Below are 22,874 nucleotides of genomic sequence, written 5' to 3' on the forward strand. Positions count from 1 at the left end.
TCCGATGCAGTGGCCTTGTCAGCGCTGTTCCGCTAAGGGCTCGTCCGATAATCATTGCGCCGTTGGCGGGAGCGGGAGATCGGTCACAATGCATTGCCATCGGTTTCGGGACAGGTTGTTTCCTGACGAGCCCCAAGATCCCGTTCCTTGTTCTGAGCCTCGGGGAGGCTCAGCCTCGAAGATATCCTCTGAGGAGCTTGTCCGAGACCGCCCAGATTGCTCCCTGTGGGCCCGTGCGGTCGGCCTGGCCAGGCCCGCCGTAGGGGCGGCCGAACCCGTGGCTACAAAGCTCAAGAAACCTCACAGGGCACAGTTGAATTGCATTTGTCAGAAAGGCCAAGAGGCCATTGTCAGACAAGCTCTGAGCAGGCCTTCGGGTCGGGGACCGCAAATGAGACCCAGAGGGCGGGGTGGCTTGGCAGTTGTTTTTTTGCTGCCTTGATTGACCCCGGATGAAGAACGGATTCTAATTATTGTGTGGGAAGAGATTGACAAGGAAGACGTGTAGGCATGGGTGGGCCTGTTTGCACCGGTGATTCCCGGCCAATTTCTTCCTGAATCCGGGGCAGTAAAAATGCCTGCGTCTAAATAAATGCAGGATATGTCAGGGAAAACGTGGCTAAATAGGGTCCTTGTTAACTCACTCATGAGGTGATGCAATGGCGCGGTCCCCAATCAAGGTAAAGCACGGCAAGGAATCCCTTGTTAGTCACAGTGGATTGGTTTTGGTTGGTGATCTGTTGGAGGCCACCGAGCTGAAGCAGCGCCCGGCGCAAACCGATATCTACTGCGACCAGCGTAAGTTCACCCACGCGGATATCGCCTTTGCCATGGCAGGTCTGATCAGCGTCGGAAAGCCCCACTATGACGCCATTGAGTCCTTTCGGAGCAATCCAGGGTTCTTCAACAATGCCCTGGGGATTTCGGATTGTCCCTCAAGTACTACCCTAGCGCCAGAGATTGGAACTGTTGGCGGAGCAGCCGACCCTTGATTTGCTTAAAGAGGAATCGGCGTCCTTGGTTCGGCGAAAGGCGCCGTCAATCACGCCCGTGTCCACCAGTGCAGGTTGCCTTGTTCCGCTCGACATTGATGTGAGCCCCCTGGACAATTCGACGACCCATCAGCAAGGAGTGTCCAGGACCTACAAAGGTTGCGACGGCTATGCGGCGATCTTTGCCTATCTCGGCCAAGAAGGCTACCTGGTCAATCTGGAGCTGCGAGAAGGCAGCCAACATTGTCAGAAGGGCACCCCAGAATTCATCAGGCAGACCCTGCGCTCTGTTCGTTCGATCACAAACGAGAGGATCTTGATGCGCCTGGATTCGGGTAACGATAGTCGGGACAATTTCCCGGATGACGAATTCAACAACGTGGAGTTCATCATCAAGCGCAACCTGCGCAAGGAGAAGCCCTGGGCGTGACTCGCGTTGGCCAAGGCTTGCGGGCAGGAAAGATCTTGTCGCCAAGGGAAAAGAACCTGGATCGGCAAGACGGATATGGGCATCGACGGTCGCAAGTTGCCCCATGAGATCGTCTTCGAGGTTACCGAGCGCACCATGGTCAAAGGGCAACTGCTGGCGATTCCGGAAATTGAAGTGGACACCTATTGGGTCAGCCTGAAAGATCTGGAAGCTCAAGAGGTGATTGATTTGTACCATGACCATGGTACCAGCGAGCAGCTTCACCCGGAGATCAAAACCGATCTGGACCTTGAGCGTCTTGCCAGCGGCAAATTTGCCGCCAATGAACTGATCCTTCATCGGTCGGGAGAGCCTGGTTGTGAGCGATGGCGTCGAAGGATTGCCGTTGCCACGCCAAAAGGGGGGTGAAGCGGCGCAGGGTGAGGACCATTATGCAGGACTTGATCTATATGGCCGGTCGTCTGATCCGTGCGGGCAGGCAATGGTTCATTTGCTTCGGCCGGCTCAATCCTTTTGTCGATTTGTGGGAGAAACTCGAGCGTTGCCTACGAGCGGGACCCGCCGCGGGCTGATGAGACGAAACGGGCTTCACGTGGGAAAAGCCGGACAGAGCTGAGGGGGTATCAAGAAACAGGGGAGATCTCTGTCCTTTAATGTCCTAAAGCCATAAAATCGGGCGGCACCAGGCTAGGAAAGGGTCCGATACGCAAGCGAGGAGTGAAGCCCTTAACGATCCAGCCCAGCGGTGGGCATACGGCATGCAGTGTGCCACGGATTCAGGTTCTTCTTAACGATCCTTCCTCACGCCTGTGCGCGGCTTCGTCCGGAAGGCAGATCCAACCGGTTCCCGGGCGATCTCCTACTCGCGATTCTTCGCTTCTCACTGGTTCCAGTGGCTTGGCTTGGTCGGAGCACCAACCGGTAGCGACGAAATCTCCTCACAGGTGCTGTGGCAAGGTTCCTTCAGCATGGGAAGATTTTTCGGCCAATGAAAGGAATTGCCATGGAGCGGCCGGGGTATTGAAGTCTGGATTGCACCGGCTATTGATTTTTTCTCAGTCCTTACCCAGAAAGGGGGCGCAACCATGAAAAAGCAGCTTCTCAGTTACGATACCTTGCTCAGGGTTACCCAGTCCATCTCCCATTCCAGAGACCCGGAAGAAGTCGTGTTGATGACAGCCGAGAGCATAACCAGGGCTCTGGAAGTCAAGGGATGTGCGGTGTTCCTGATCAATCGCAACACCAATGAACTGGAACTCGCTGCATCGTTTGGCCTGAGCGAAGAATATCTGCACAAAGGCCCGGTGAGCGCCTTGCGCTCCATAACCCGGTCTCTGAATGACGGACCGATAGCCATTTACGATGTGGCTGATGACCCGCGGATTCAGTACCCCAAGGAGGCGCAAAAGGAAGGAATTGCATCGATTCTCTCGGTACCGATCGTGACGGCTGGTCGTCCCATCGGGGCCTTGCGGGTTTACACCGCCGAGCCCTGGGAATTTACCCTGAACGATGTGAATTTCGTGCAGGCGATGGCCACGATTACCGGTATGGCCATCGAGATGGGCAGACAATATAAGGGATTGAAGGACAGCATCGAAATCCTCAAGACGCTGAGAGATCCGAAGGCCCTCAAGTCCGGATCCTGAACATCGTACGTGGGACCCGCGGTCAGTTCAGTGCCTGAGAAAGGTCGCGCATCTCGAGCAGAACCGAGCGTTGCCACGGAATGTGTCAATGAAAACGAGACACCTCCGGCAAAAAGCTAGACTCATGCGGCATCACTCGACGGCTTGATGATCCATGCGGCAGTCGGCAATGCCGGAGGTCTGGGTATCTTGCCTTTGAAACGGCTCGGATTGGCCTCGAATGTTTGCGTGATGACCTGCTGACGATGCTCCATTACCTGAGGCGCCAACCCGTAATGGCAATGGTCCGGTGTGACCAGCCCGAGACCCGAGTGACGATGTTCTCCATGGTGCCCATTGAAAAAATTTCGGCAAAAGGAGCGGGCATTCTCGATGGAACTGAAAGGTCTTGGAAATTGCGGACAGTGCTTGAGGGTCTTGAACTGGGCTTGCGAATAGGGATTGTCATGGCTCCCATGATGCCGGCTATGAGTCTAACTTCCGGGAGCGGAAAGCCCACGCCAATACAGGGCTATTTGCGTTGAAGCGCCAGTGGCGATGCTCAACGCATCGCAACTGGCGCTTCAACTACTGGAAAAGAAAACATTCTTGCAAGAGTCAGGTGCCGGGTGTCCACAGCTCAAAAGGCCATGCAAGCAAGCCGCCTTCGATAAAGCAGACCCGGTCGTAGCCGTGAGCGTTGAGGATGCGCTGCGCTTCATAGCCGCGCATGCTCACTTTGCAAAAGGCCAGAATGTCCTTGTCCTTGGGCAGTTCCTGCCAGCGCTCGCGCAGGGCTCCCAGAGGGATATGAACGACGCGTTCATCCGGCAAACGGACCGCTTCGAATTCTTGCGGCGTGCGCACATCCAGGAGGATGAGATCCTTTTGTTCCTCCATCCTTTTCCTGGCCTCCAAGGGCGAGATGCCGTTGGCCAAGCCGTTCAGCTTGTTCAAAAGGACGTGGGCCGCCGTGACGATGGGATCGATGGGTGGGGAAAACGGCGGCGCGTAGGCCAAGTCCACATATTCCAGGTGATCCAGGGTGGCCTCAAAGAGGATGGCACTGGCCGCCACATCGAGACGCTTGGCGCCATCGCCCAGGCCCACCACCTGGGCCCCCAGAAGGCGGCGGTAGCGTTTGGAGGCGATGAGCTTGATGACGATGGGCTGGCTGCCTTCCATGTAATGGGGCCGATCCGGACCCGACCAAAGAACCGTCTCGCAGTCCAGATTGAGCTCCCTGGCCTGCTTTTCGGTGAGGCCCGTACGGCCCATGGTGTAGCCGAAGACCTTGCAGATGCTGGTGCCGCTCACGCCGAGGAACGGGGAGGTCAGTCCTGCGATGTGGTTGGCGATGACCCGGCCGTGTTTGTTGGCCGTAGAGCCCAACGGTACGTAGATCGTAGCGCCCGTAATGGGGTGTACGTAGTCATTCACCACACAGTCGCCCCCGGCATAAATGTGGGGATCCGATGTCTGACAATAGGCGTTGATGCGTATGCCGCCCCGAGGGTCGCAATCCAAACCCGCTTCTCGTGCCAGCCGGTCGTTGGGCCGAACCCCCACGGCCACCAGGACCAGATCTGCGGGCAGGACCTGTTGGTTGGTTCGAACGGCTTCCACCTTGCCGTTACCTTCCACGGCCGTCACCCGTTCACCCAACACGAGTCGGATGCCGTTGGATTCCAGATGTTTGGCGGCCAAGGCCGCCATCTCCCGGTCTAGGACCTGGGGCATGATCTGATCGAACATCTCCACGATGGTGACGTCCAGACCGCGCACCCGGAGCGCTTCGGCCACTTCCAGGCCGATGAGGCCTGCGCCCACCAAGACGGCACGCCGCAGGCCCTGCGCCTCAATGTTGTCCACCATGCCGGTGGCGTCTTCCAGACGCTTCATGAACCACACATTGTCCAGTTCCAATCCAGGGATGGGGGGGCGAAACGGTGAAGCGCCCGTGGCAATGATCAGCTTGTCGTAGGCAAGCTCGTCTTCTTTCCCGTTGTCCAGGTTCCGCACCTTCACCGTCCTGGCCTCTCTGTCAATGGAGACCGCCTCGGTTCGCACAAGCACCCGAAAACCCTTGGCTTTTTCAAAGAATACAGGCGTTCTGGAAACCCCCACCGGTGTTTCGGTGAGCATCCGCACATCGGGAAACATGCCTTCCACGTAATACGGAAGGCCGCACGCTCCGTAGGACACCACGTCCTCTCTTTCCACCATGGTGATGTCTGCATCGGGCAGAAGCCGCTTCAAGCGGCTGGCTGCCTTGGGACCACAAGCCACACCCCCAATCACCACCACTTTCAATCGAGAATCCATTCCAGCCTCCTTTTATCGCACGGGAATTGTCGCGATCTAAACAACCGCGTTCGTCACGCTGGGAGTATACAAAAAATATACCCGAAAACAAAGTCTTCGGCGGTGGAGCACGTCTCAGGGCGGAGGGTGGCTGTAAAAGGTGTTGATAAGGATAAAAATCGCTGCGGCCAGCGTGGTATAGGCAAAGAGAGGTTTCAACTTTTTCGGTTTGGTTTTAAGGGTTCACTTGCCCCCCAGGATGCCGCCGGGCACTGTGACAGAGGCCAGAGGCACAGCCCACATGGGGGCGAAATCTCCCTGCATGGAATGTCCCAAAAAGCCCATGGATGCCGTGGTGGCGATAGGCCGCACGGCACGGGGAGGCTGGCGAAGAATGGACGGTGGCGGGCGACGAATGACGCTGGGATGGCGGGGTAAGGCGGGGAGATGAATGGAACCCTGGGGGGCAAAATGCCCCCGGGGTTTTGCGGCTAAGGTGTGTTGTGCATCCTATGTGGCTGGGAACCGGTGGGCTATTGCTTGGCTTGGGGCTTTTGAGCCAGGGCCTCCAGCTGCTTTTCGGTCATTGGCTGGCCGTAGGCGGCAAATTGAATCTTCGCGGGTTGGGCGTCCTGGAGCGGCCTCCAGCCTTGGGGCGTTTTGTCCAAGTAAACCCAGTCCAGTTTGTTCGGTATCGTAGGTACAACACCTTGCCACGGGATCAGTGTGCCGTTTTCGAAGCGCATGACGGGGACCTTTTCACCCTTCACCATCCTTTGAACGGCGGCATTGCCGTGGCAGTCGTCACAGCGACGCCCTTGAGCGGAAATGGAATGGGTGAAATAGGGAACATAAGCGACAAACGGCCGATTCTTGTAGACCAGAGACATGACGTTTCCGGAGGTGACCTGCCCGTTGTAGTTGATGAGAAGCATCCAGGATTTCTCAGGCAGGAAGTTCCCCTTCTTTTGTCCAGTTTTCAAAAATGCTCCGAAATGGCAATTATAACACGACATGGTGTTCGTGACATGGCAAGCGGCGCAGGCCAATTTGCCGCCGTGAGCCGAGTGACTGGGCGTGTCGGGGTCGTAGGCCGGGGACTCTCTTTCCTGCTGAACGTGGCACTCTTCGCACGTGGCCCGAACGGCCTTCGGATGGCGCATGGATGTGCGTTCCCGGCCGTCACCGTGAACGTCGCTTCGGTAATGGCAGTCAGAACAGACCATTCCAGCGGCGACGTGCACATCCAATTGATTGTGCCGGCCGTCGAGCTTAAAGGTCAGCCCCTCGCGCGAATGGCAGGCCATGCAGGTGTTCATGGATTTGGCGGCTCGCTTGGAAAATCGCTTCTTCTCCCCTTTTTGGGTCATGTGACACGCGTCGCAACTGGTGGCATGGCATTTCTTGCAACCCAGCTGGTTGTAGGGAATTCCGGTGATACTCATGAATCCGTTGGGTTCTTCGTACCAGTAGCGCATTCCTTTCCCGCTGAAGTGGAGACTCTTGGTGAAAAAGGACGTGAGACAGGGGCCCTCGCCCGCCTCGGCGGGCCCGTGTGCGTACAGAACCACGGCACAGAGAAAAAGCACGGCAAGTAGCATTCTTCGCATCATGGCACTCCCTCCTGTCTTGTTTGGTTTCAAACACCCTCTATGCCAATGTGGTTGAGTCAACAACTAAGGTGGACCCCCATGTCAAGACCCTCAAGCGGTGTCCGTAATTTCCAGGACGTTTCGGTCCCATTGAGGATGCCCGCTCCTTTTGCGGGAATTTCTTCAATTGGTACCATCGAGAACATCGTTACTCGGGTCTCGGCTTGGTCACAGCGGAGCCGCTCCATTACGGGTTGGCGCCTCAGATAGTGGAGCAACGTCAGCAGGTCCTCACGCAAGCATTCGAGGTCAATCCGAGCCGTTTCAAAGGCAAGATACCCAGGCCACCGGCATTGCCAACTGCCGCCTGGATCCACAAGCCCTCAAACACCCTTATAAGATTCTAACTTTTTACCGTGGGTGTTTCAAGTCTTCATTGACACATTCCGCCTGAGCATCGATTGAAAATGCGTAGTGAAGAACCAAAAAAAACCGTCTAAGGATAACAATAAGTGATGCCAGAAAGTGACAAACTTGGGCTAAGGCCCCTCGGCTGCGAATGGAATGGAAATTTCCCGGCGTCTTGAGCCGAAGAGCTATTCGCGGGTCAACTCCCATGAACCTGTCCGAAAACGGCCACGTTGCACCCTTCTTGTTCGGACGGAGGGTTGGGGCTACCAGGCGGCCCGCGCTGCCGGCCTGAGCGCTCAAAAAACACCGCAGGGCCCAGAGGAATTTCAACAGGTCAGCAAGCCCAAAAGGCCGACAGGCCCTTGCCAGACAAGCTCCTAATTGATCAGGCTTTGGGTTGGGGCCGGGATGCGTCCTCCCAGCTTGATGAAACCCGATGACAGGTCGCCTTTGGGAGCCGCCATGATGGTGGCTTCGCCCAGCAACCCTCCGAAAAAGGCCTTGTCGCCCGCTTTCTTGCCCGGTACGGGAATCAGCCGCGTGGCGGTGGTCTTCTTGTTGATGACGCCGATGGCCATTTCGTCGGCGATGAGGGCCGCCAGGGTCTCCGCGGATACGTCTCCGGGAAGGGCCACCATGTCCAGGCCCACGGAGCAGACGCTGGTCATGGCTTCCAGTTTTTCCAGGCTGAGATGGCCCGCGGCGGCGGCCTGGGCGATGTTCAGGTCTTCGCTTACGGGAATGAAGGCGCCCGACAGCCCGCCCACGTAGCTGCTGGCAAAGGCTCCGCCCTTCTTCACGGCATCGTTGAGAAGGGCCAGTAAGGCCGTGGATCCAGGAACCCCGATGCTTGCAAGCCCCAGGCTCTGGAAGATCTCTCCCACACTGTCGCCCACGTTGGGTGTGGGGGCCAGGCTCAGGTCCACCACTCCGAACGGCACATCCAGCCTTCGGGCCACCTCGCGCCCGATGAGCTCTCCCACGCGGGTCACCTTGAAGGCGGTGCGCTTGATGATGTCGGCCAGTTGCCCCAAGTCCAGGGAATCCCGGTTCTTTCGCGCCCTGTCGATGGCCTTTCTCACCACGCCGGGACCACTCACCCCCACGTTGATCACGGCGTCCGGTTCCCCCACGCCCAGATAGGCGCCGGCCATGAAGGGGATGTCTTGCGGGATGTTGGCAAAGACGCAGAGCTTGGCGCAGGCGATACCGTCGGCGTGGGCGGTCTTGGCCGCGGCCTCCTTGAGGGTTTGCCCCATGAGATAGACGGCGTCCATGTTGATGCCCGCGCGGGTGCTGGCCACGTTGATGGAGGCGCACACCCGCTCCGTCTGGGCCAGAGCCTCCGGGATCGCTTCAATGAGGCAGAGGTCCCCCCCCGTAAAACCTTTCTCCACCAAGGCGCTGAAGCCGCCGATGAAATTCACCCCCGTGTCCCTGGCGGCCTTGTCCAGGGTGTGGGCTATGGCGATCATTTCTTCGGTTTGGAAAGGGGCCGCCGCCACCGCAATGGGACTGACGGCGATGCGCTTGTTGACCACGGGGATGCCGAATTTTTCCCCCACTTCGTTGCAGGTGTCCACCAGCCGTTGGGCCAGTGAGGTGGTCTTGCGGTGAACGGCGTCACAGAAGATGCCCACATCCTGGGCCGCGCAATCGAAGAGGCTCACGCCCAGGGTGACGGTGCGAACATCCAGGTGCTCGTTTCGAAGCATCTCCAGCGTGGATAGGATCTCTCGATCGGATAGCATGGTGTCGGTCTTCTCCCGTTCTGTGAATGCTTGGTCGGCGGCCGGTCTTGGCGGGACGGCCGGAAGCCCGCCGGCTAAACGCGATGAATGGCCTGGAAGATGTCCCGGTGCTGCAGGCTGAGATCCAGGTCCAAGGCTTGCGCCCGCTCTCGCAGTGCCTTCCGGAAGGCCTTCTGGTCGATGGCCAAGGGGATGTCCACTTCGTAGATCATGACGTTGCGCTGTGGGTCCGTTCCTCCACGGAAGGCCGCTCGGAGGTTGGTGATGTTCACCCCGAAGCGTGCCATCACTTCGGTGATCCCAGCCACCAGGCCCATGCGGTCGGGGCCGATGGTGATGACCACGAACGGCTCACTGGGCGGGGGATCGTAAGCCTGCTGAGCGCTCACGGGGCGCACCAGGGCGGCCAGGCCCAGGGGGCCGAGCCGTTCCTGCAACCGCTGGCTCAGAACTTCCAAGGGCATCTCCTCGGGCACCCCGGCGATAAAGACGCCGGCGAAGACGGATTGCAAGATGGTTTGGCTCACATCCTCGATGTTGCATTGGTTTTCGTACAGCACCTTGGAGATGGAGGCCACGATGCCCGGCCGGTCCGAACCCAGGACGCAGATGACGACCTTCTTCAAGTCCATGGAATACCTTCTCCCCTCCCTGGAGGTTTTTGCTGGAAACGGTTCCAAGCGATCCCCCTGGCCGGGGGACCGGTCAGGGGGGTTCCTTCGCGGCTGGAGGATCCCGACGCTATCTCCCAGCGTGCCTCAAGTCAATGCCAACTTTCATGGCCCGCTTCAATTATAAATCGACTTTACCGGTGTCAGTATGTTCTATTAGGTAAATAAAATGCGACCGCGTGGCGGCCGCGGACCTTTTGCACCCTAACGATCCCCATCCCACATGCACCGGAGGAACGCGAAGATGAAGATCCTAATGGTCTATCCCCAGGTTGCCGAAACCTTTTGGAGCTTCAAGCATGCCCTCAAGCTGGTGCGTAGAAAAGCCGCCTTTCCCCCGCTGGGGCTTCTCACCGTGTCGGCTCTGCTGCCCCAACACTGGGAGCGGCGTTTGGTGGACCTGAATGTGCAGCCCTTGGAGGACCACCAGATCCAATGGGCGGACTACGTTTTTGTGAGTGCCATGATCGCTCAACGCCAGTCCACCCAGAAAGTGGTGGCCCGCTGCAAGGCCCTGGGCGTTCCCGTGGTGGGCGGTGGCCCGCTCTTCTACGGCTATGCGGAAGATTTCCCCGATGTGGATCACATGGTCATCGGCGAAGGGGAGGCGATCCTTGACCAGGTGGCGGCGGATCTGGAAACCGGACGGGCCAGGAGAGTCTATCGCTCCGATCTCCATCCACCCCTGGACACCACGCCGATTCCGCACTGGGACCTCATCCAGATCAAGCAATATGCCAGCATGGCCATCCAGTATTCCCGGGGCTGCCCCTATAACTGCGAATTCTGCGACATCGTCGTGTTGAACGGCCGACGCCCCAGGACCAAGTCGCCGGAGCAGATGATCGAAGAGCTGGAAGCGCTCTATCGTCGCCGCTGGCGCGGATCGGTCTTCATTGTGGACGACAATTTCATCGGCAACAAGAGCCGGGTGAAGGGGGTGTTGGAAGAAATCATCCGGTGGCAGGAACGCAGGGGGCGCAAGTTCAGCTTCTTTACCGAGGCTTCCGTGGACTTGGCCGAGGATCCCGAGCTCATGGATCTGATGGTACGAGCCGGGTTCAACAAGGTGTTTCTGGGCCTGGAGACGCCGGAAGCGGCCAGCCTGCAGGAATGCGGCAAGGTTCAGAACCTGCGTCGTAGTCTGGATGAGTCGGTGAGCATCATCCAGAAGCACGGCCTGGCCGTGATGGGTGGGTTCATCATCGGCTTCGACAACGATCCTCCGGACATCTTCCAACGCCAGGTGCAGTTTGTGCAATCGGCTGGAGTGGTGACGGCCATGATCGGGCTTTTGACGGCGGTTCCCGAAACCCGGCTTTACAAAAGGCTGGAGCGGGAAGGGCGCCTGCTTTTCAAGGCCAGCGGCGACAACACCTGCACCGACGGGACGCTCAACTTCATCCCCAGGATGGACCGGGAAAAGATCCTGGAGGGGTACCGGTGGGTCATGGACACTATCTATTCACCCCAGATGTACTACGAACGGATCAAGGCGTTTTTGGAAAGCTATGAGCCCCGGGCCAAGGCGGCTCTGGAAAAGAACGATCTGATCACCTTACTGCGTTCCTTCTGGTACCTGGGCGTGCGGGATACCAAGGAATCCAGGGCCTGCTACTGGAAGCTAATCAAGGAATCGATCCTTCATTACCGAAGGTCCCTGGTGGATGTGGTGACCTTCCTGGTCTACGGCTACCATTTCCGAAAGCTATTCTGGAGGGGTTCCCGCAAACAGGCCTGAAAGTCGGCTGGGGATAGCGGTGGTATCGGTGAACCGGGCGGCGCCCAAGCCGCCCACCTCCAGCTCGGATACCCCGGCGAGCGGTTTACCGAAAGCGGCGGACACAAAAAGCCAGTTCTTGGCGCCGCAACGGCCCTCAAGCCGGGACCCGGCCGGCCAGATTCCGGAAACGTTCTTCCATTTCCGGAAAACCGCAGACGAACCGAAAGCCTCGAGCGGTCACATCCAGGATCTGGATGTGGATGTCCAGGCGCTTTTCGGGAAGGTGGGGCCCCAGCCTTTCGGGCCACTCCACCACGGCCACCCCGCTGCCGAAAAGGGCCTCCCGCCAAGGCAGTGTCTCCAGTTCGTCCAGGTCCCCGATACGGTACAGATCCAGGTGGTACAGGCGGACCCGCCCCTCGTGTTCGTTGATGATGGTGAAGGTGGGGCTGGGGACCGGGATCTCTTCCGGAACCCCCAGGCCGCGGGCAATGCTTTCGGCCAAAAAGGTCTTTCCGGCTCCCAGTTCCCCCCATAGAGCCACCACGTCTCCGGCCTGGAGCCGCTGGCCCACGGCCCGGCCCAGTTCTTGGGTCTTTTCAGGGGCGTCGGCAGTGATGGTCCATTCCTTCATGGATGCCTTTCCAATTGTCCGATCAAGTCCGGGATCCGTGGCAACAGATCCATGGCGATGAGCCCGCGGGAAGTGGCCCGGGCGGTGGCCTCTTCAGCCGCCAGTCCATGGAGATAGACGCCCAGGCACGCCGCACGGAATGGGTCCAGGCCCTGGGCAACAAAACCGGCGATCATTCCGGTGAGCACATCCCCCATGCCGCCGCTGGCCATGGCGGGGGTTCCCGTCGTGTTCACCGCCAGTCGGCCGTCGGGGGCCGCCACCAGGGTGCCATGGCCCTTGAGGACCACGATGACCTTGTGGGTGCGGCTGAATTCCGTCGCCACATGCAGCCGGTTCTCCTGGACTTCCGGGACCGAAAGGCCGGTAAGGCGTGCCATTTCGCCCGGGTGTGGTGTGAGGATCACCGGTGCCGACGCCTCCTGAAGGGGGCTGGGATCGCGGGCAAGAAGGGTCAGGGCGTCCGCGTCCAGCACGAGGGGAACGGTGCTGCCGGCCACCAAGTCTTTCAGAAGGGCCTGGGTTTCTTCGTGGAGGGAGATGCCGGGCCCCGCTGCCAGAGCTTCTTTATCGGCGACAAAGTCCAGGATGTCCTGGCGCGCCGACACGGAAAAGCATTGGGATTCCGTTTCGGCCACGGGGAGGGTCATGGCTTCCGTGAGCTTTACTTCCATGATGGGATTGAGGGAGCGCGGCACAAAGAGGGTGACCAGCCCCGCTCCAACCCGCAGAGCCCCTTGGCAGACCATGGCTGCCGCTCCCGTCTTGCCGGGGGATCCCGAAAGGACGCACAAGTGCCCCGCTCGGCCCTTATGGGCGTCCGGCGGGCGAGGCCCGATCCAGGAGGCGCACAGGTCCCGATCCAGCAGCCACCTGGCCATGCCGCTGGATGCCACCACGGCCGGCGGAATCCCAATGTCCACCACCTGGACCCGGCCTGATCTGGCCGGGCCGTCGCCCACCACGTGGCCCACCTTGAGGCATCCGAAGGTGGCGGTGGCGGTGGCCTGGATGGCGGATCCCAACACCCGGCCGGTTCCCGCGTGCAGTCCCGATGGCACATCCACGGAAAGAACCGGCTTGCCCAGGGCATTCACCCCTTCGATCACATCCCGATAGAGGCCCCGGACTTCGTTTTGCAGCCCGGTTCCCAGAAGGGCGTCCAGGATCACATCGGCCTTCTGCACCTGGACGAACTGGGAAGCGAAGTCTTCCTTTTCGTCCCAGTGATAGACGGGAATCCCCAGCCGGTGAAGGATGTTGTAGTTGACGAGGGCGTCGCCCTTCAGGCGATCGGCGGGACGCAGGCACACCACCCGCACGGTGGCCCCCTTGCCATGGAAGATTCTGGCCAGGGCGAAACCGTCTCCGGCGTTGTTTCCCGATCCGGCCAGCACCAGCAGGTGCCGGGTGCAGAGGTCTGGAACGACGGTTTCAAAAAAGGCTGCGGCGCCGCGAGCCGCATTTTCCATCAGGACGATCCCCGGGATGCCGATCTCTTCCATGGTCTTTCGATCCAGTTCAGCCATTTCCGAGGCAGTAGCCAGCAGCATGGTCTCCTTCCTTCACGATACACGTATGTGCCGATCATATCGATGCCAGCGTCGATACCTTAGGTAGGGGCGGGTTCGGAACCCGTTCCTACCGGGTGTTCGCCCATGGGCTTGGTGCTGAGGTGGGCACCTTTGCCCATGGTGATCTCCTCTGGTCCGTGACCCGCGCAAGCCTTTCCATCGGGCCGATGGGCCGGGTGAAGGGGCGGCACAAATCGGGATTCGTATTGTCGGGAATGTGCCCAAAGGGGGCGGATGGTCCGACCCCCTGCCTTTGCCATTCTTGGAAAGCCGGACGGACCCACTGTGCTCCCAGGTTCCCATCGGGGAGGACGGACTAGGGTTTATGGGGCGCGGAGGGGGGGACGTCTTCCAAGATCACCACCGCTGCCCCGTACAGGCCGTCGTCGGTCAGACTCACATGCCAGGAACGCACGCCGCGTTGTTCCAAAAACCGGCGGGCCCTTTCGGAAAGGACCAGGGTGGGTTTGCCGGCTTCGTCGTTTCGAATCTCCATGTCCCGCCAATGGAGCGGAGCTCGGATTCCGGTGCCCAAGGCCTTGGCGAAGGCTTCCTTGGCGGCGAAACGCATGGACAGGCACGACACCCGCGAGGCCTTGGCCGCACAGGCATCCTGTTCGGCCGGCGTGAACAAGCGATCCAGAAACTTGGTCCCCCAGCGTTCCAGGCCGGCGCCGATGCGATCCACTCGCACCAGATCGATGCCTATACCGTAGACTGCCATGATCCGGTCACCAGGGCGATCATTTCCCGAACGGCCTTTTCCAGACCCACCAGCACGGCGCGGGCGATCACGGCGTGGCCGATGCTGAATTCCTCGATTTCCCGGATGTTTCGGAGCCACAGGATATTGCGGTAGTCCACGCCGTGTCCGGCATGGACCACGAGGCCCAGCTTGGTGGCCAATTTGGTGGCGTTTTCCACCCGTTCGTATTCCTCCTGCCGGCGCAGGTAGGAGGTGGCTTCCGCGAAGGGGCCGGTGTGGATCTCCACGCAGTCCGCCTCGATCTTATGGGCCGTCTTGATCTGTTTGGAGTCCGGGTTGATGAAAAGGCTGACCGGGATACCCCCGTCGTGGAGCGTCTTGACCACTTGCCTCAGGTTGTCCTCGTAGAGGACCACGTCCAGGCCGCCTTCGGTGGTCAGTTCCTGCCGCTTTTCGGGCACCAAGGTCACGATGTCCGGCTTGATACGCAAGGCCAACTGGACCATCTCCTGAGTGGCCGCCATCTCCAGGTTGAGGCGCGTCTTGACGGTCTTTCGAAGGATCTCCACATCCCGGTCTTGAATGTGGCGCCGGTCTTCGCGAAGGTGCACCACCACACCGTGGGCCCCTGCCAGTTCCACCAAGGCCGCCGCGGTCACAGGATCGGGCTCGTGGGCCAGCCTCGCCTGTCTTACCGTCGCCACGTGATCCACATTGATGGCTACCCGTGCCACTTGCTAATCCTCCTCTTCTTTCCGCTTGGCGTATGGGGCGGATGTTTCGTACCAGGCAAAGTCTTTGGGATCGTGCCCCAAAAGCGTCAAAAGGTCCAGGGTCTTGCGGTCCATGCGCCGGGCCTCTTGAGGATCGGCATGATCGTAGCCCACCAGGTGAAGGACGCCATGGATGAGGAGCAGATCCAGGACGGCTTCCAGGGAAATCCGGTGGGCGGCCGCCATGGCGTCCGCGGTCTCCACGGAAAGAACCACATCTCCCAGCATCTGCGGGGCGATATCCGCAAACTCCCCTTGGCCCATGGGAAAGGACAGAACGTCCGTCGGCTCGTCCACGCCCCGATATTGGGCATTCAGTTTGCGGATGGCTTCGTCGTCCAGCACAGCGAGACTCAATTCGGCCTCATTGCAACCCAAGGCGTTTAAGATCCGCTCGGCCGCTTGTTCCATTCGCCGCCGATCGATCTTTATCTTGCTTGGACTCACGCTGATTAGAATCTCCGCCATGGGCTTTCCCTTTGGTGGTTTGTCCCGGCTGAGCGGGATATTCGATGCGCTTGTGATGCACGGTGGCCAGGATCTGGTTGAAGTGTTTGGCAATCTGGTGGAGGTCCTTCAGGGTGAGTTCGCATTCGTCCAGCTGACCGTCGATGAAGGCGTTGTTGATCAAGCGGTTGACCAGGCCCTGGATCCGTGCTGCGGTGGGTTCCGAAAGGGACCGGCAGGCGGCCTCCACCACGTCCGCCAACATCACCAGCCCAGCCTCTTTCGTCTGGGGCTTGGGGCCCGGGTACCGGTAGTCCTCGATGTCGATGGGTGGCAGGTCCGCTCCCTTGCTGTTCTGGGCCTTCTCCCGGGTTTCCATGGCCTTCTGATAGAAATAGGAAATCAGGCTCTTGCCATGGTGTTGGCTGATGATCTCCATGATGGGGCGTCCCAGCCGGTGCTTCTTGGCCAATTCCACCCCTTCCTTGACGTGGGAGATGAGGATGAGACTGCTCATGGAAGGGGCCAATTTTTCGTGGCGGTTTTCGCCGTCCAGCTGATTTTCGATGAAGTAGAGCGGCTTTTTGATCTTTCCAATGTCGTGGTAATAGCCCGCCACCTTTGCCAGAAGGCTGTTGGCCCCGATGGACTTGGCGGCGGCCTCCACCATGTTGCCCACGATCAGGCTGTGATGGTAGGTGCCGGGGGCTTGAATCATCAGCTCCTGCAACAGGGGCTGATCCATGCTGGCCAGTTCCAGGAGCCGGATATCGGTGGTGTAGCCGCACAGCAGTTCCGCCAGGGGCGTGAATCCCGTGGCCAGAACGCCGGCGATGATGCCGCTGAGAAAGGCCAGGAGGGTGTTGGTGCAGAGGGTGAGCGTGGAGGGATTTTCCTGGAACAGGGCGATGAGAACGAGTGCGGTCACGTTGGCCAGTCCGGTCAGCAGGCCGGCCTTGATGGGAACCAGGCGGTTGCGGCACGGATTGACTCCGTAACTGCCCACCAGCGATCCCAGCAGGGTGTAGGCAAAGAGATGATAGTCGGCTCCGCACAGGAGTCCCACAAAGACCGCCAACGTCAAGGAGAAGAAGACGGCGGCGGTGATGCCGAAAAAGATGCTGCACAGCATGGCCCCGGCGGCCATGGGCAGCGCGTACAAGAAGCTGCGGGTGTCCAAATAGCCCAGGCCGGAGCCCAAAGAGGAATTGATCCAGTCGGCACATCTTCCAACCGCCAAGATGATGAGCAAAATGGCGGCCAGGAAGAGGTAGTCCTTGAGTTCCAGCCGAACGGACGGCACCCGGGCCTCCACCAGGTGCCCCAGAACTCCCAGGAAGAGGCAGGAGAACAAAAAGACGCCGGTGAAGGCCAGCAGGCCCCCCTGCTTGGAGCTACTGTCCGCGTAGGCCTGGAGCTTTCGCACGTCCTCGGGGCGCAGCCGTTGGCCCTCCCGGATGAGCATCTCATTTTTCTTGATCTGGATATAAACGGGTTTGACCGCCTGGACGGCGGCGTTTTCCAGGGAGGCCGTCTCCAGTGGGTTGTAGAAAAGGGTGGGTTCCAGCAAGGGGGCTGCCAGGGAGATCATGGCCCGGGCCAGCTCCGGATCCGGCTCCTCTTCACGGATACGCTGGGACAAACGTCGGCGCGCTTCGTCCAGATCCGGAAACCGGCGGATGGATGGGACGCGAAACTCTTCCAGGGACGGGATTCTTCGCACCACGATGGGCCCGGCGGTGAGCTTGAATCGTTTTTCCTCTTCCACTTCCGGCGGCGATTGGGTGGCCAGGATTCCCTGCTGTTGGATTTCTTGGATCCACCGCAAAAGGTTCACTTCCATGTGCCGGGAAAAGCGGTGCTGGGCCAGGACGGAAAAGTCCTGATCCGGCACGGTAAAACCCAGCGGCTTCTCGAAGGACTCTCGATCCAGGGCCGCCAACGGGTTCGGGGCCGGCGTTCCGATTCGGCCTTGAACCATCAGCTCGTGCCAGCGGTCCGGAAAGAGGCCCAGGGTGAGGGCCCGTTGGGCGTTGTGGATCTGGCGGCGCATGAGTGCGAAGGCCTTGGAGAGGCGCACCGCCACCGTTTCGTGGGTCCTTTCGTGAAGGTCGAAGACCAGGGGGGCTTCCCGCCGGGCCGCTTCCTTCTTGCGGGCCGTGGCCTCTTCGTCCAGCAGCAGAAAGTCTCTGTCTGCCTTGACGTTGCGCACCGCCACGTCCCCCGGTCGGTAGGTGGGCGTTCGTGCCAGAAACGAGGGGGTGATCAAAAGGGCGGTCAGGGCAGACACGGTGAGAAGCACGATGAGTTTACCGTGTTCCAGGCCTGTGGGCCGGGTGCTTGCCGGTTTGGAGGCATCCAAACCCTCAGACTTCCTGCGTCGGGATTCTGTTTTCTTTTCTTTTTCCATGGTCTCGCCGATCCGGCCTTTCACTCCTCCGACCGAACGCTTCGGACTTCAGCGGATTCGTAGGCCTCGATGATGTCCTGGACCAGGCGGTGTCGGACCACATCCGCATTGGAAAAGAAGACGAAACGAAGTCCCCGGATGCCTCCCAGCAGCTCCATGGCCTCCACGAGGCCGGAAGGCTTGTTTTCGGGCAGGTCGATCTGGGTCACATCCCCAGTGATCACGGCCTTGGAGCCCAGGCCCAGGCGGGTGAGAAACATCTTCATCTGTTCGCTGGTGGTGTTCTGGGCTTCGTCCAAAATGACGAAGGCCTCATTCAGCGTGCGTCCTCTCATGAAGGCCAACGGCGCCACCTCGATGGTACCGCGCGCCAGAAGTCGGGAGGCTTTCTCGAAGTCCATCATGTCGTGCAGGGCGTCGTAGAGCGGCCTCAGGTAGGGGTTGACCTTTTCGGCCAGGTCCCCGGGCAGGAATCCCAGTTTTTCTCCAGCTTCCACGGCGGGCCGCACCAGGATGATCCGCCGCACCTGATCGGCGGTGAGCGCCGCCACCGCCATGGCCATGGCCAGGTAGGTCTTGCCCGTACCGGCGGGGCCGATGCCGAACACGATGTCGTGGGTTCGGATCGCTTCGATGTATTCCTTCTGCTTGATGCTCTTGGGGGTGATGACCCTCTTGCTGGAAGTGACGAAGACCTTGTCCAGGAAGATCTCATGAAGCCGGCGGTGGATGTTTTCGCTTAGGATGCGTATCCCGTAGAGGACGTCGTTGGGATAAAGGGGATAGCCCTTTCGGACCAATCCGGCCAGCTCATCCAGAAGGCGGTCGGCCAGCTCCACCTGGGGGCGTTCCCCGGAGATGGTGATCTGAGTGCCGCGTAGATGAAGCCGAAGGTCCAGTTGCTTTTCGATGATCTTCAGGTGGGCGTTTCGCTCCCCCACCAAAACCTGCAGGATTTGAGGGTCCTCAAAGACCTTGGTCTGGCTCCAGGGTTGATCGGTGCCGAGTTTCGGTGCCAACAAGCGATCTTCCTTTCCATTGCTGTCCATGGCAATGATGTGGCGCATGCCGGAGCAAGCCACAGATAACACTCCGGGAGGCGTCTGACAATAGAAACGCCGCCACGGAAACCAAACCCGTTGATCGACCGTGGCAAAATCCTCTATGGTGGCGGGTGGTGGAGACACAGACGCCGGATTTCTACGCGGGAGAGGATGCATCCAATGAATGGATTGGACTGGGTGTTGGCGGCCGTTGGGATCTTGTGCGTGGCACGGGGCCTGTGGCGCGGTGCGGTGTCCCAGGTCTTCGGGATCGTTGGAGTGGTGGGGGGGTTTTACCTGGCGGGATCCTATTGCGGAGCGGTGGGAGCGCGGATCGCTCAAGCGTTTGGTTCCCTTCCCCAGCCGGTGATGGTGGCCTTTGTGCTCTTGTTCGTGCTCACGTGGATCGTGCTGGGGCTGACCGGAGCCTGGCTGTCGCGATTGATTCAGGAAAGCCCGGCCGGCTGGCTGGACCGGCTTTTCGGAGGGGCCTTGGGCTTTGCCAAGGGGCTGGTGGCGGCGGTGCTGATGGTGTCCTTTCTGACCCTGTTTCTTCCCGCCACAAGCCCTCTGCTCCGGGAGTCCCGCCTGACTCCGTATGTGCTGCAGGCCGCCCGCCTTGCCGTGAGCGCCACTCCCAAAAACCTGCAGGAGAAGTTCGACCGGAATCGGAGAAAACTTTACAAGCATTGGGCGCATCGACGGGAAGCATGAAAGGATGGCTGGAGATCATGGAAGAGGCGAGAACGACGGAGTCGGATACGACCCTGGACCTGGGTCGTTGGGATGGTGTGCGACGCATCTGGGAGATCATCGATCGGCTTCGGGGCGAAGGGGGCTGCCCCTGGGACCGAAAGCAAACGCCCCATTCGGTTCAGACCTATCTGGTGGAAGAGGCCCACGAGGCGGCGGCGGCCATCCGGGCGGATCGCAAGGAAGAGGCTGCGGAGGAGCTGGGCGATCTCCTGTTCATGGTGCTTTTCCTGGTCCATCTGTATGAGGAGAAGAGGGCTTTTTCGTTGGAAGATGTGTGCCGTGCCATTTGCGAGAAGATGATCCGACGGCACCCCCACGTGTTCGGCGATGTGCAGGTGCACTCGGCCAAGGACGTGCGGTCCAACTGGGAAAAGATCAAGGAGGCCGAAAAGAGAGGTAAACGCCGGGGGCTGGGCATTCCCAAGACGTTGCCGGCTCTGGTGCGGGCCTACAGAATCCGCGCGCGTCAGGAAGACGCCGGGGCCGCTTCGAGCTCGTTGAAAGAGGCCGTGGAGATGTTCCAGGCCAGCGTCCGGGATCTGGATTCCGGGGATTTGAGCGATCCCGTCCAGGCCCAGAAACGGCTCGGGCATCTGCTCTACCGGGCCGTGTGTCTGGCCCGGGCCCTGGGCCGCCGGCCGGAAGACTCCCTGCATGGCTACTTGGATGCGCTGGAATCTTCCGTGGCACCCAACGACGATCAGGCGTGAGCCCGAAAATCCTTTCCACCCCAAGCCAGTCCGTTCAGGACGGCATGACACGAACAGCTGGTGGCCAGAATGTGGCGGCCGGGCACGGCCTCCACGGCATGGAGGATATCGTGGAGATGCCCCAGGGTGTATCCTCCCACCCCGGGAGCCAACTGCCAGCTGCGCAGCACATGGATGGAATGGCCGGGCACGGACACCCGAGCCAGATGCCGATACAGGATGCCCGGGCGGGGTTTGCCCGTGAAGGTGCAGATCTTGTCGGGCTCCGGGCAGTTGTCGGGACATTTGAAATGAGCGAAGCTGGCATAGAGGGTTTCCCCATCGATGCGCAGCGGATTCGGCACCTGGTGGTCCATTTCCGCCGGCACGGGCAAGGGATGGGCAGAGCCCACCTTTTGGAGCCGGGACAGGACCCATTGCCAGGCCACATGGATGGGCACGGCCGGGACGATCCACAGGTTGGGTCGTTCCAGCGTGTTCAGGAAGGTCAGGGCGTCGTCTTGCACCTTCTCCACGGGGGATGGCGCGTCCACACCTTGGAGGCGGGAAGCGTCCCGGTCCACCAAAACAATGGACGCCTTCCGATAGCGGGCGGGAAGTCGGCGGGCGGCAAGGCTCCCGAAACGCCCCGCGCCTAGAACAACGATGGTGCCTGGTTGAACCGGAGGAAATTTCATGAGTAATATCCTCGCTGTTTTTGAAAAACTGGCCGAGCAGAAGATTCAAGAAGCCATGGCCCAGGGAGAATTCGACAATTTGCCCGGCAAGGGCGAACCGCTTCACCTGGAAGATGACAGCCATTTGCCTGCGGACCTGCGCATCGCCTACAAGATCCTGAAGAACGCCGACTGCCTTCCCCCGGAGCTTCAGCTGCGCAAAGACATCCAGACCACCGAGGAGCTCCTTGCGGGCATAAAAGACACGCAGGAGAAGTACCGTCAAATGAAAAAACTCAATTACCTGATCATGAAGCTCAACATGATGCGGCGGGTGTCGCCCCTGCTGGAGGAAGACCAGAGATATTACCCCAAGGTGTTGGAACGGATCTCGGGCACAGAGCGGCATGGGGAAAAGTGATGGCGGAAGTTTCCGGTTGTGGCGATTCGTGTCGCTTTGGATGTGACGTTTTCCTCTCGGAGCCGCCTTCCTGGCTCTTTACCCGGCGTGTGGGAATCCTGGCCAACCAGGCGTCGGTCACCCGGGAATTCCGGAATGTGGTGGATGCGGTTGTGGCCTTGGGGGGGCGGGTGACGGCCGTCTTTTCTCCCCAACACGGGTTCTTCTCGGAAAAGCAAGCGAACATGATCGAATCGGATCATGGGATCCATCCGCGCTATGGAATCCCCGTTTTCAGCCTCTATGGTGAGGTGCGCCGGCCGACTCCGGATATGCTCGAGCGCATCGACGTGTTTTTGATTGATTTGCAGGACGTGGGCACCCGGGTCTACACCTATGGGACCACGGTGGGGCTGTGCGTGGAGGCGGCCGCCGCCGCCGGCGTGGACGTGGTGGTGCTGGATCGGCCCAATCCCTTGGGAGGCGCGCGCCTGGAAGGGAATCTGGTCCAGGAAGAATACCGCTCTTTTGTGGGGCGCTACGCGCTCCCCATGCGCCATGGCCTGACCCTCGGGGAATTGGCCCTCTGGGTGTCCCGTTTGCTGGGACGGCCTGAAGCCGTGCAGGTGGTTCCTGTTCAGGGGTGGCGACGCGACGCTCTGTGGCCGTCCACGGGCAGACCCTGGATCTTTCCCTCTCCCAATATGCCTTCCTGGGAAACCGCGCTGGTCTATCCCGGCATGGTGCTTTTGGAGGGGACCAACGTGAGCGAAGGGCGGGGAACAACCCTGCCGTTTATGCTCTTCGGCGCTCCTTTCGTGGAGCCGGATGAGCTGGAGGCTCACCTGGACCCGCGGGATCGGCAAGGGGTGGTGCTCCGGCCGGTGAGTTTTGAGCCGACCTTCGACAAATGGGCCGGGCGCCTGTGCCGGGGGTTTCATCTTGTGGTGACCGATCCTGATCGTTTTTGGCCCTATCGTTTCGGCCTTTCCCTGCTTCGTGCCTTCCTCAGGGCCTATCCCGATCAGTTCCAGTGGCTCCCGCCCCCCTACGAATATGACCACGAGCATCTGCCCATGGACATTCTGATTGGGGACGGCCAAATCCGAAAAGCCCTGGAAGAAGGCGAAAGCTTGGACCACCTGGAGGCCCGGTGGCTGAGCGATTTGAAAGAGTTCGAAGCGTCTTGCAAACCAGCGCTTGTCTATTCCTGAGGGGATGTGGGCTCGGAAAAACCCCCTTCCATTGGCGGCCGGTCCCGCC

At 60.0% G+C, this 22,874-nt stretch carries 21 protein-coding genes; 9 read left to right on the forward strand and 12 right to left on the reverse strand.

Annotated elements, in window-relative coordinates; all coding sequences use genetic code 11:
- The first annotated feature begins 659 nt into the window (after window positions 1-659).
- The 4 genes from B9A12_RS17200 to B9A12_RS02000 all read left to right on the forward strand — a co-directional run bounded on the left by B9A12_RS17200 (window position 660) and on the right by B9A12_RS02000 (window position 3,071).
- Window positions 660-992: a hypothetical protein gene (locus tag B9A12_RS17200; RefSeq protein ID WP_084055858.1), complete on the forward strand. Its 333-nt coding sequence runs from the start codon at window positions 660-662 to the stop codon at window positions 990-992.
- A gap of 25 nt (window positions 993-1,017) precedes the next feature.
- Window positions 1,018-1,422: a transposase gene (locus B9A12_RS17205; protein ID WP_084055859.1), complete on the forward strand. Its 405-nt coding sequence runs from the start codon at window positions 1,018-1,020 to the stop codon at window positions 1,420-1,422.
- A 75-nt stretch (window positions 1,423-1,497) separates the two neighbouring features.
- Window positions 1,498-1,830 carry a hypothetical protein gene (locus B9A12_RS17210; RefSeq protein WP_139796440.1) on the forward strand — a complete coding sequence of 111 codons (333 nt, stop codon included), beginning with the start codon at window positions 1,498-1,500 and terminating at the stop codon, window positions 1,828-1,830.
- A 677-nt stretch (window positions 1,831-2,507) separates the two neighbouring features.
- Complete coding sequence (locus B9A12_RS02000; RefSeq protein ID WP_084055861.1) at window positions 2,508-3,071, forward strand: GAF domain-containing protein; 564 nt, start codon at window positions 2,508-2,510, stop codon at window positions 3,069-3,071.
- Between the two features lie 597 nt (window positions 3,072-3,668).
- On the opposite strand, the gene B9A12_RS02010 is transcribed toward B9A12_RS02000, so the two are convergent.
- From B9A12_RS02010 to B9A12_RS02025, 4 genes are all read right to left on the reverse strand, one after another.
- On the reverse strand, window positions 3,669-5,375 hold the full coding sequence (locus B9A12_RS02010; protein ID WP_084055863.1) for an FAD-dependent oxidoreductase: 1,707 nt from the start codon (window positions 5,373-5,375) through the stop codon (window positions 3,669-3,671).
- A 512-nt stretch (window positions 5,376-5,887) separates the two neighbouring features.
- Window positions 5,888-6,967, reverse strand: a complete 1,080-nt coding sequence (locus tag B9A12_RS02015; RefSeq protein WP_084055864.1) for a cytochrome c3 family protein — start codon at window positions 6,965-6,967, stop codon at window positions 5,888-5,890.
- A gap of 767 nt (window positions 6,968-7,734) precedes the next feature.
- Entirely contained in the window at window positions 7,735-9,108 is a 1,374-nt protein-coding gene (locus B9A12_RS02020; RefSeq protein ID WP_084055865.1) for a PFL family protein, read from the reverse strand.
- Window positions 9,109-9,182: 74 nt separating this feature from the next.
- The gene (locus B9A12_RS02025) at window positions 9,183-9,740 is read right to left on the reverse strand and encodes a glycine cleavage system transcriptional repressor (RefSeq protein WP_245802316.1); all 558 of its coding nucleotides are present in this window, start codon (window positions 9,738-9,740) and stop codon (window positions 9,183-9,185) included.
- 283 nt (window positions 9,741-10,023) lie between these two features.
- On the opposite strand from B9A12_RS02025, the gene B9A12_RS02030 reads away from it, so the two are divergent.
- On the forward strand, window positions 10,024-11,520 hold the full coding sequence (locus tag B9A12_RS02030) for a B12-binding domain-containing radical SAM protein (RefSeq protein WP_084055866.1): 1,497 nt from the start codon (window positions 10,024-10,026) through the stop codon (window positions 11,518-11,520).
- Between the two features lie 136 nt (window positions 11,521-11,656).
- On the opposite strand, the gene tsaE is transcribed toward B9A12_RS02030, so the two are convergent.
- The 7 genes from tsaE to B9A12_RS02065 all read right to left on the reverse strand — a co-directional run bounded on the left by tsaE (window position 11,657) and on the right by B9A12_RS02065 (window position 19,068).
- Window positions 11,657-12,136 carry a tRNA (adenosine(37)-N6)-threonylcarbamoyltransferase complex ATPase subunit type 1 TsaE gene (tsaE, locus tag B9A12_RS02035; protein ID WP_084055867.1) on the reverse strand — a complete coding sequence of 160 codons (480 nt, stop codon included), beginning with the start codon at window positions 12,134-12,136 and terminating at the stop codon, window positions 11,657-11,659.
- The gene (locus tag B9A12_RS02040) at window positions 12,133-13,689 is read right to left on the reverse strand and encodes an NAD(P)H-hydrate dehydratase (RefSeq protein ID WP_084055868.1); all 1,557 of its coding nucleotides are present in this window, start codon (window positions 13,687-13,689) and stop codon (window positions 12,133-12,135) included. Before B9A12_RS02040 ends, tsaE begins: the two co-directional genes overlap by 4 nt.
- Before the next feature lie 337 nt (window positions 13,690-14,026).
- Complete coding sequence (gene acpS, locus B9A12_RS02045) at window positions 14,027-14,434, reverse strand: holo-ACP synthase (protein WP_084055869.1); 408 nt, start codon at window positions 14,432-14,434, stop codon at window positions 14,027-14,029.
- On the reverse strand, window positions 14,416-15,150 hold the full coding sequence (locus B9A12_RS02050; RefSeq protein ID WP_084055870.1) for a pyridoxine 5'-phosphate synthase: 735 nt from the start codon (window positions 15,148-15,150) through the stop codon (window positions 14,416-14,418). The genes acpS and B9A12_RS02050 overlap by 19 nt, the downstream gene beginning before the upstream one ends.
- Window positions 15,151-15,153: 3 nt before the next feature.
- Complete coding sequence (ybeY, locus tag B9A12_RS02055; protein ID WP_084055871.1) at window positions 15,154-15,600, reverse strand: rRNA maturation RNase YbeY; 447 nt, start codon at window positions 15,598-15,600, stop codon at window positions 15,154-15,156.
- Entirely contained in the window at window positions 15,554-17,998 is a 2,445-nt protein-coding gene (locus B9A12_RS02060; RefSeq protein ID WP_170920273.1) for an HD family phosphohydrolase, read from the reverse strand. The genes ybeY and B9A12_RS02060 overlap by 47 nt, the downstream gene beginning before the upstream one ends.
- Window positions 17,999-18,066: 68 nt before the next feature.
- The gene (locus B9A12_RS02065; RefSeq protein WP_245802317.1) at window positions 18,067-19,068 is read right to left on the reverse strand and encodes a PhoH family protein; all 1,002 of its coding nucleotides are present in this window, start codon (window positions 19,066-19,068) and stop codon (window positions 18,067-18,069) included.
- A gap of 201 nt (window positions 19,069-19,269) precedes the next feature.
- On the opposite strand from B9A12_RS02065, the gene B9A12_RS02070 reads away from it, so the two are divergent.
- Both B9A12_RS02070 and B9A12_RS02075 read left to right on the forward strand, forming a co-directional pair.
- A complete protein-coding gene (locus B9A12_RS02070) occupies window positions 19,270-19,803 on the forward strand; it encodes a CvpA family protein (RefSeq protein WP_170920274.1) in 534 nt (177 codons plus the stop codon).
- 17 nt (window positions 19,804-19,820) lie between these two features.
- Entirely contained in the window at window positions 19,821-20,555 is a 735-nt protein-coding gene (locus tag B9A12_RS02075) for a MazG family protein (protein ID WP_212636792.1), read from the forward strand.
- On the opposite strand, the gene B9A12_RS02080 is transcribed toward B9A12_RS02075, so the two are convergent.
- Entirely contained in the window at window positions 20,546-21,232 is a 687-nt protein-coding gene (locus B9A12_RS02080) for a potassium channel family protein (protein ID WP_084055875.1), read from the reverse strand. The genes B9A12_RS02075 and B9A12_RS02080 overlap by 10 nt on opposite strands.
- Between B9A12_RS02080 and B9A12_RS02085 the strand changes: the two genes are divergently transcribed.
- Window positions 21,231-21,632, forward strand: coding sequence for a DnaJ family domain-containing protein (locus B9A12_RS02085; protein ID WP_084055876.1), 402 nt, complete (start codon window positions 21,231-21,233; stop codon window positions 21,630-21,632). The genes B9A12_RS02080 and B9A12_RS02085 overlap by 2 nt on opposite strands.
- Entirely contained in the window at window positions 21,632-22,825 is a 1,194-nt protein-coding gene (locus B9A12_RS02090) for an exo-beta-N-acetylmuramidase NamZ family protein (protein ID WP_084055877.1), read from the forward strand. Before B9A12_RS02085 ends, B9A12_RS02090 begins: the two co-directional genes overlap by 1 nt.
- Window positions 22,826-22,874 lie beyond the last annotated feature (49 nt).

Origin of the sequence: Desulfacinum hydrothermale DSM 13146 (genome assembly GCF_900176285.1) — a bacterium.
GTDB classification, from domain to species: domain Bacteria; phylum Desulfobacterota; class Syntrophobacteria; order Syntrophobacterales; family DSM-9756; genus Desulfacinum; species Desulfacinum hydrothermale.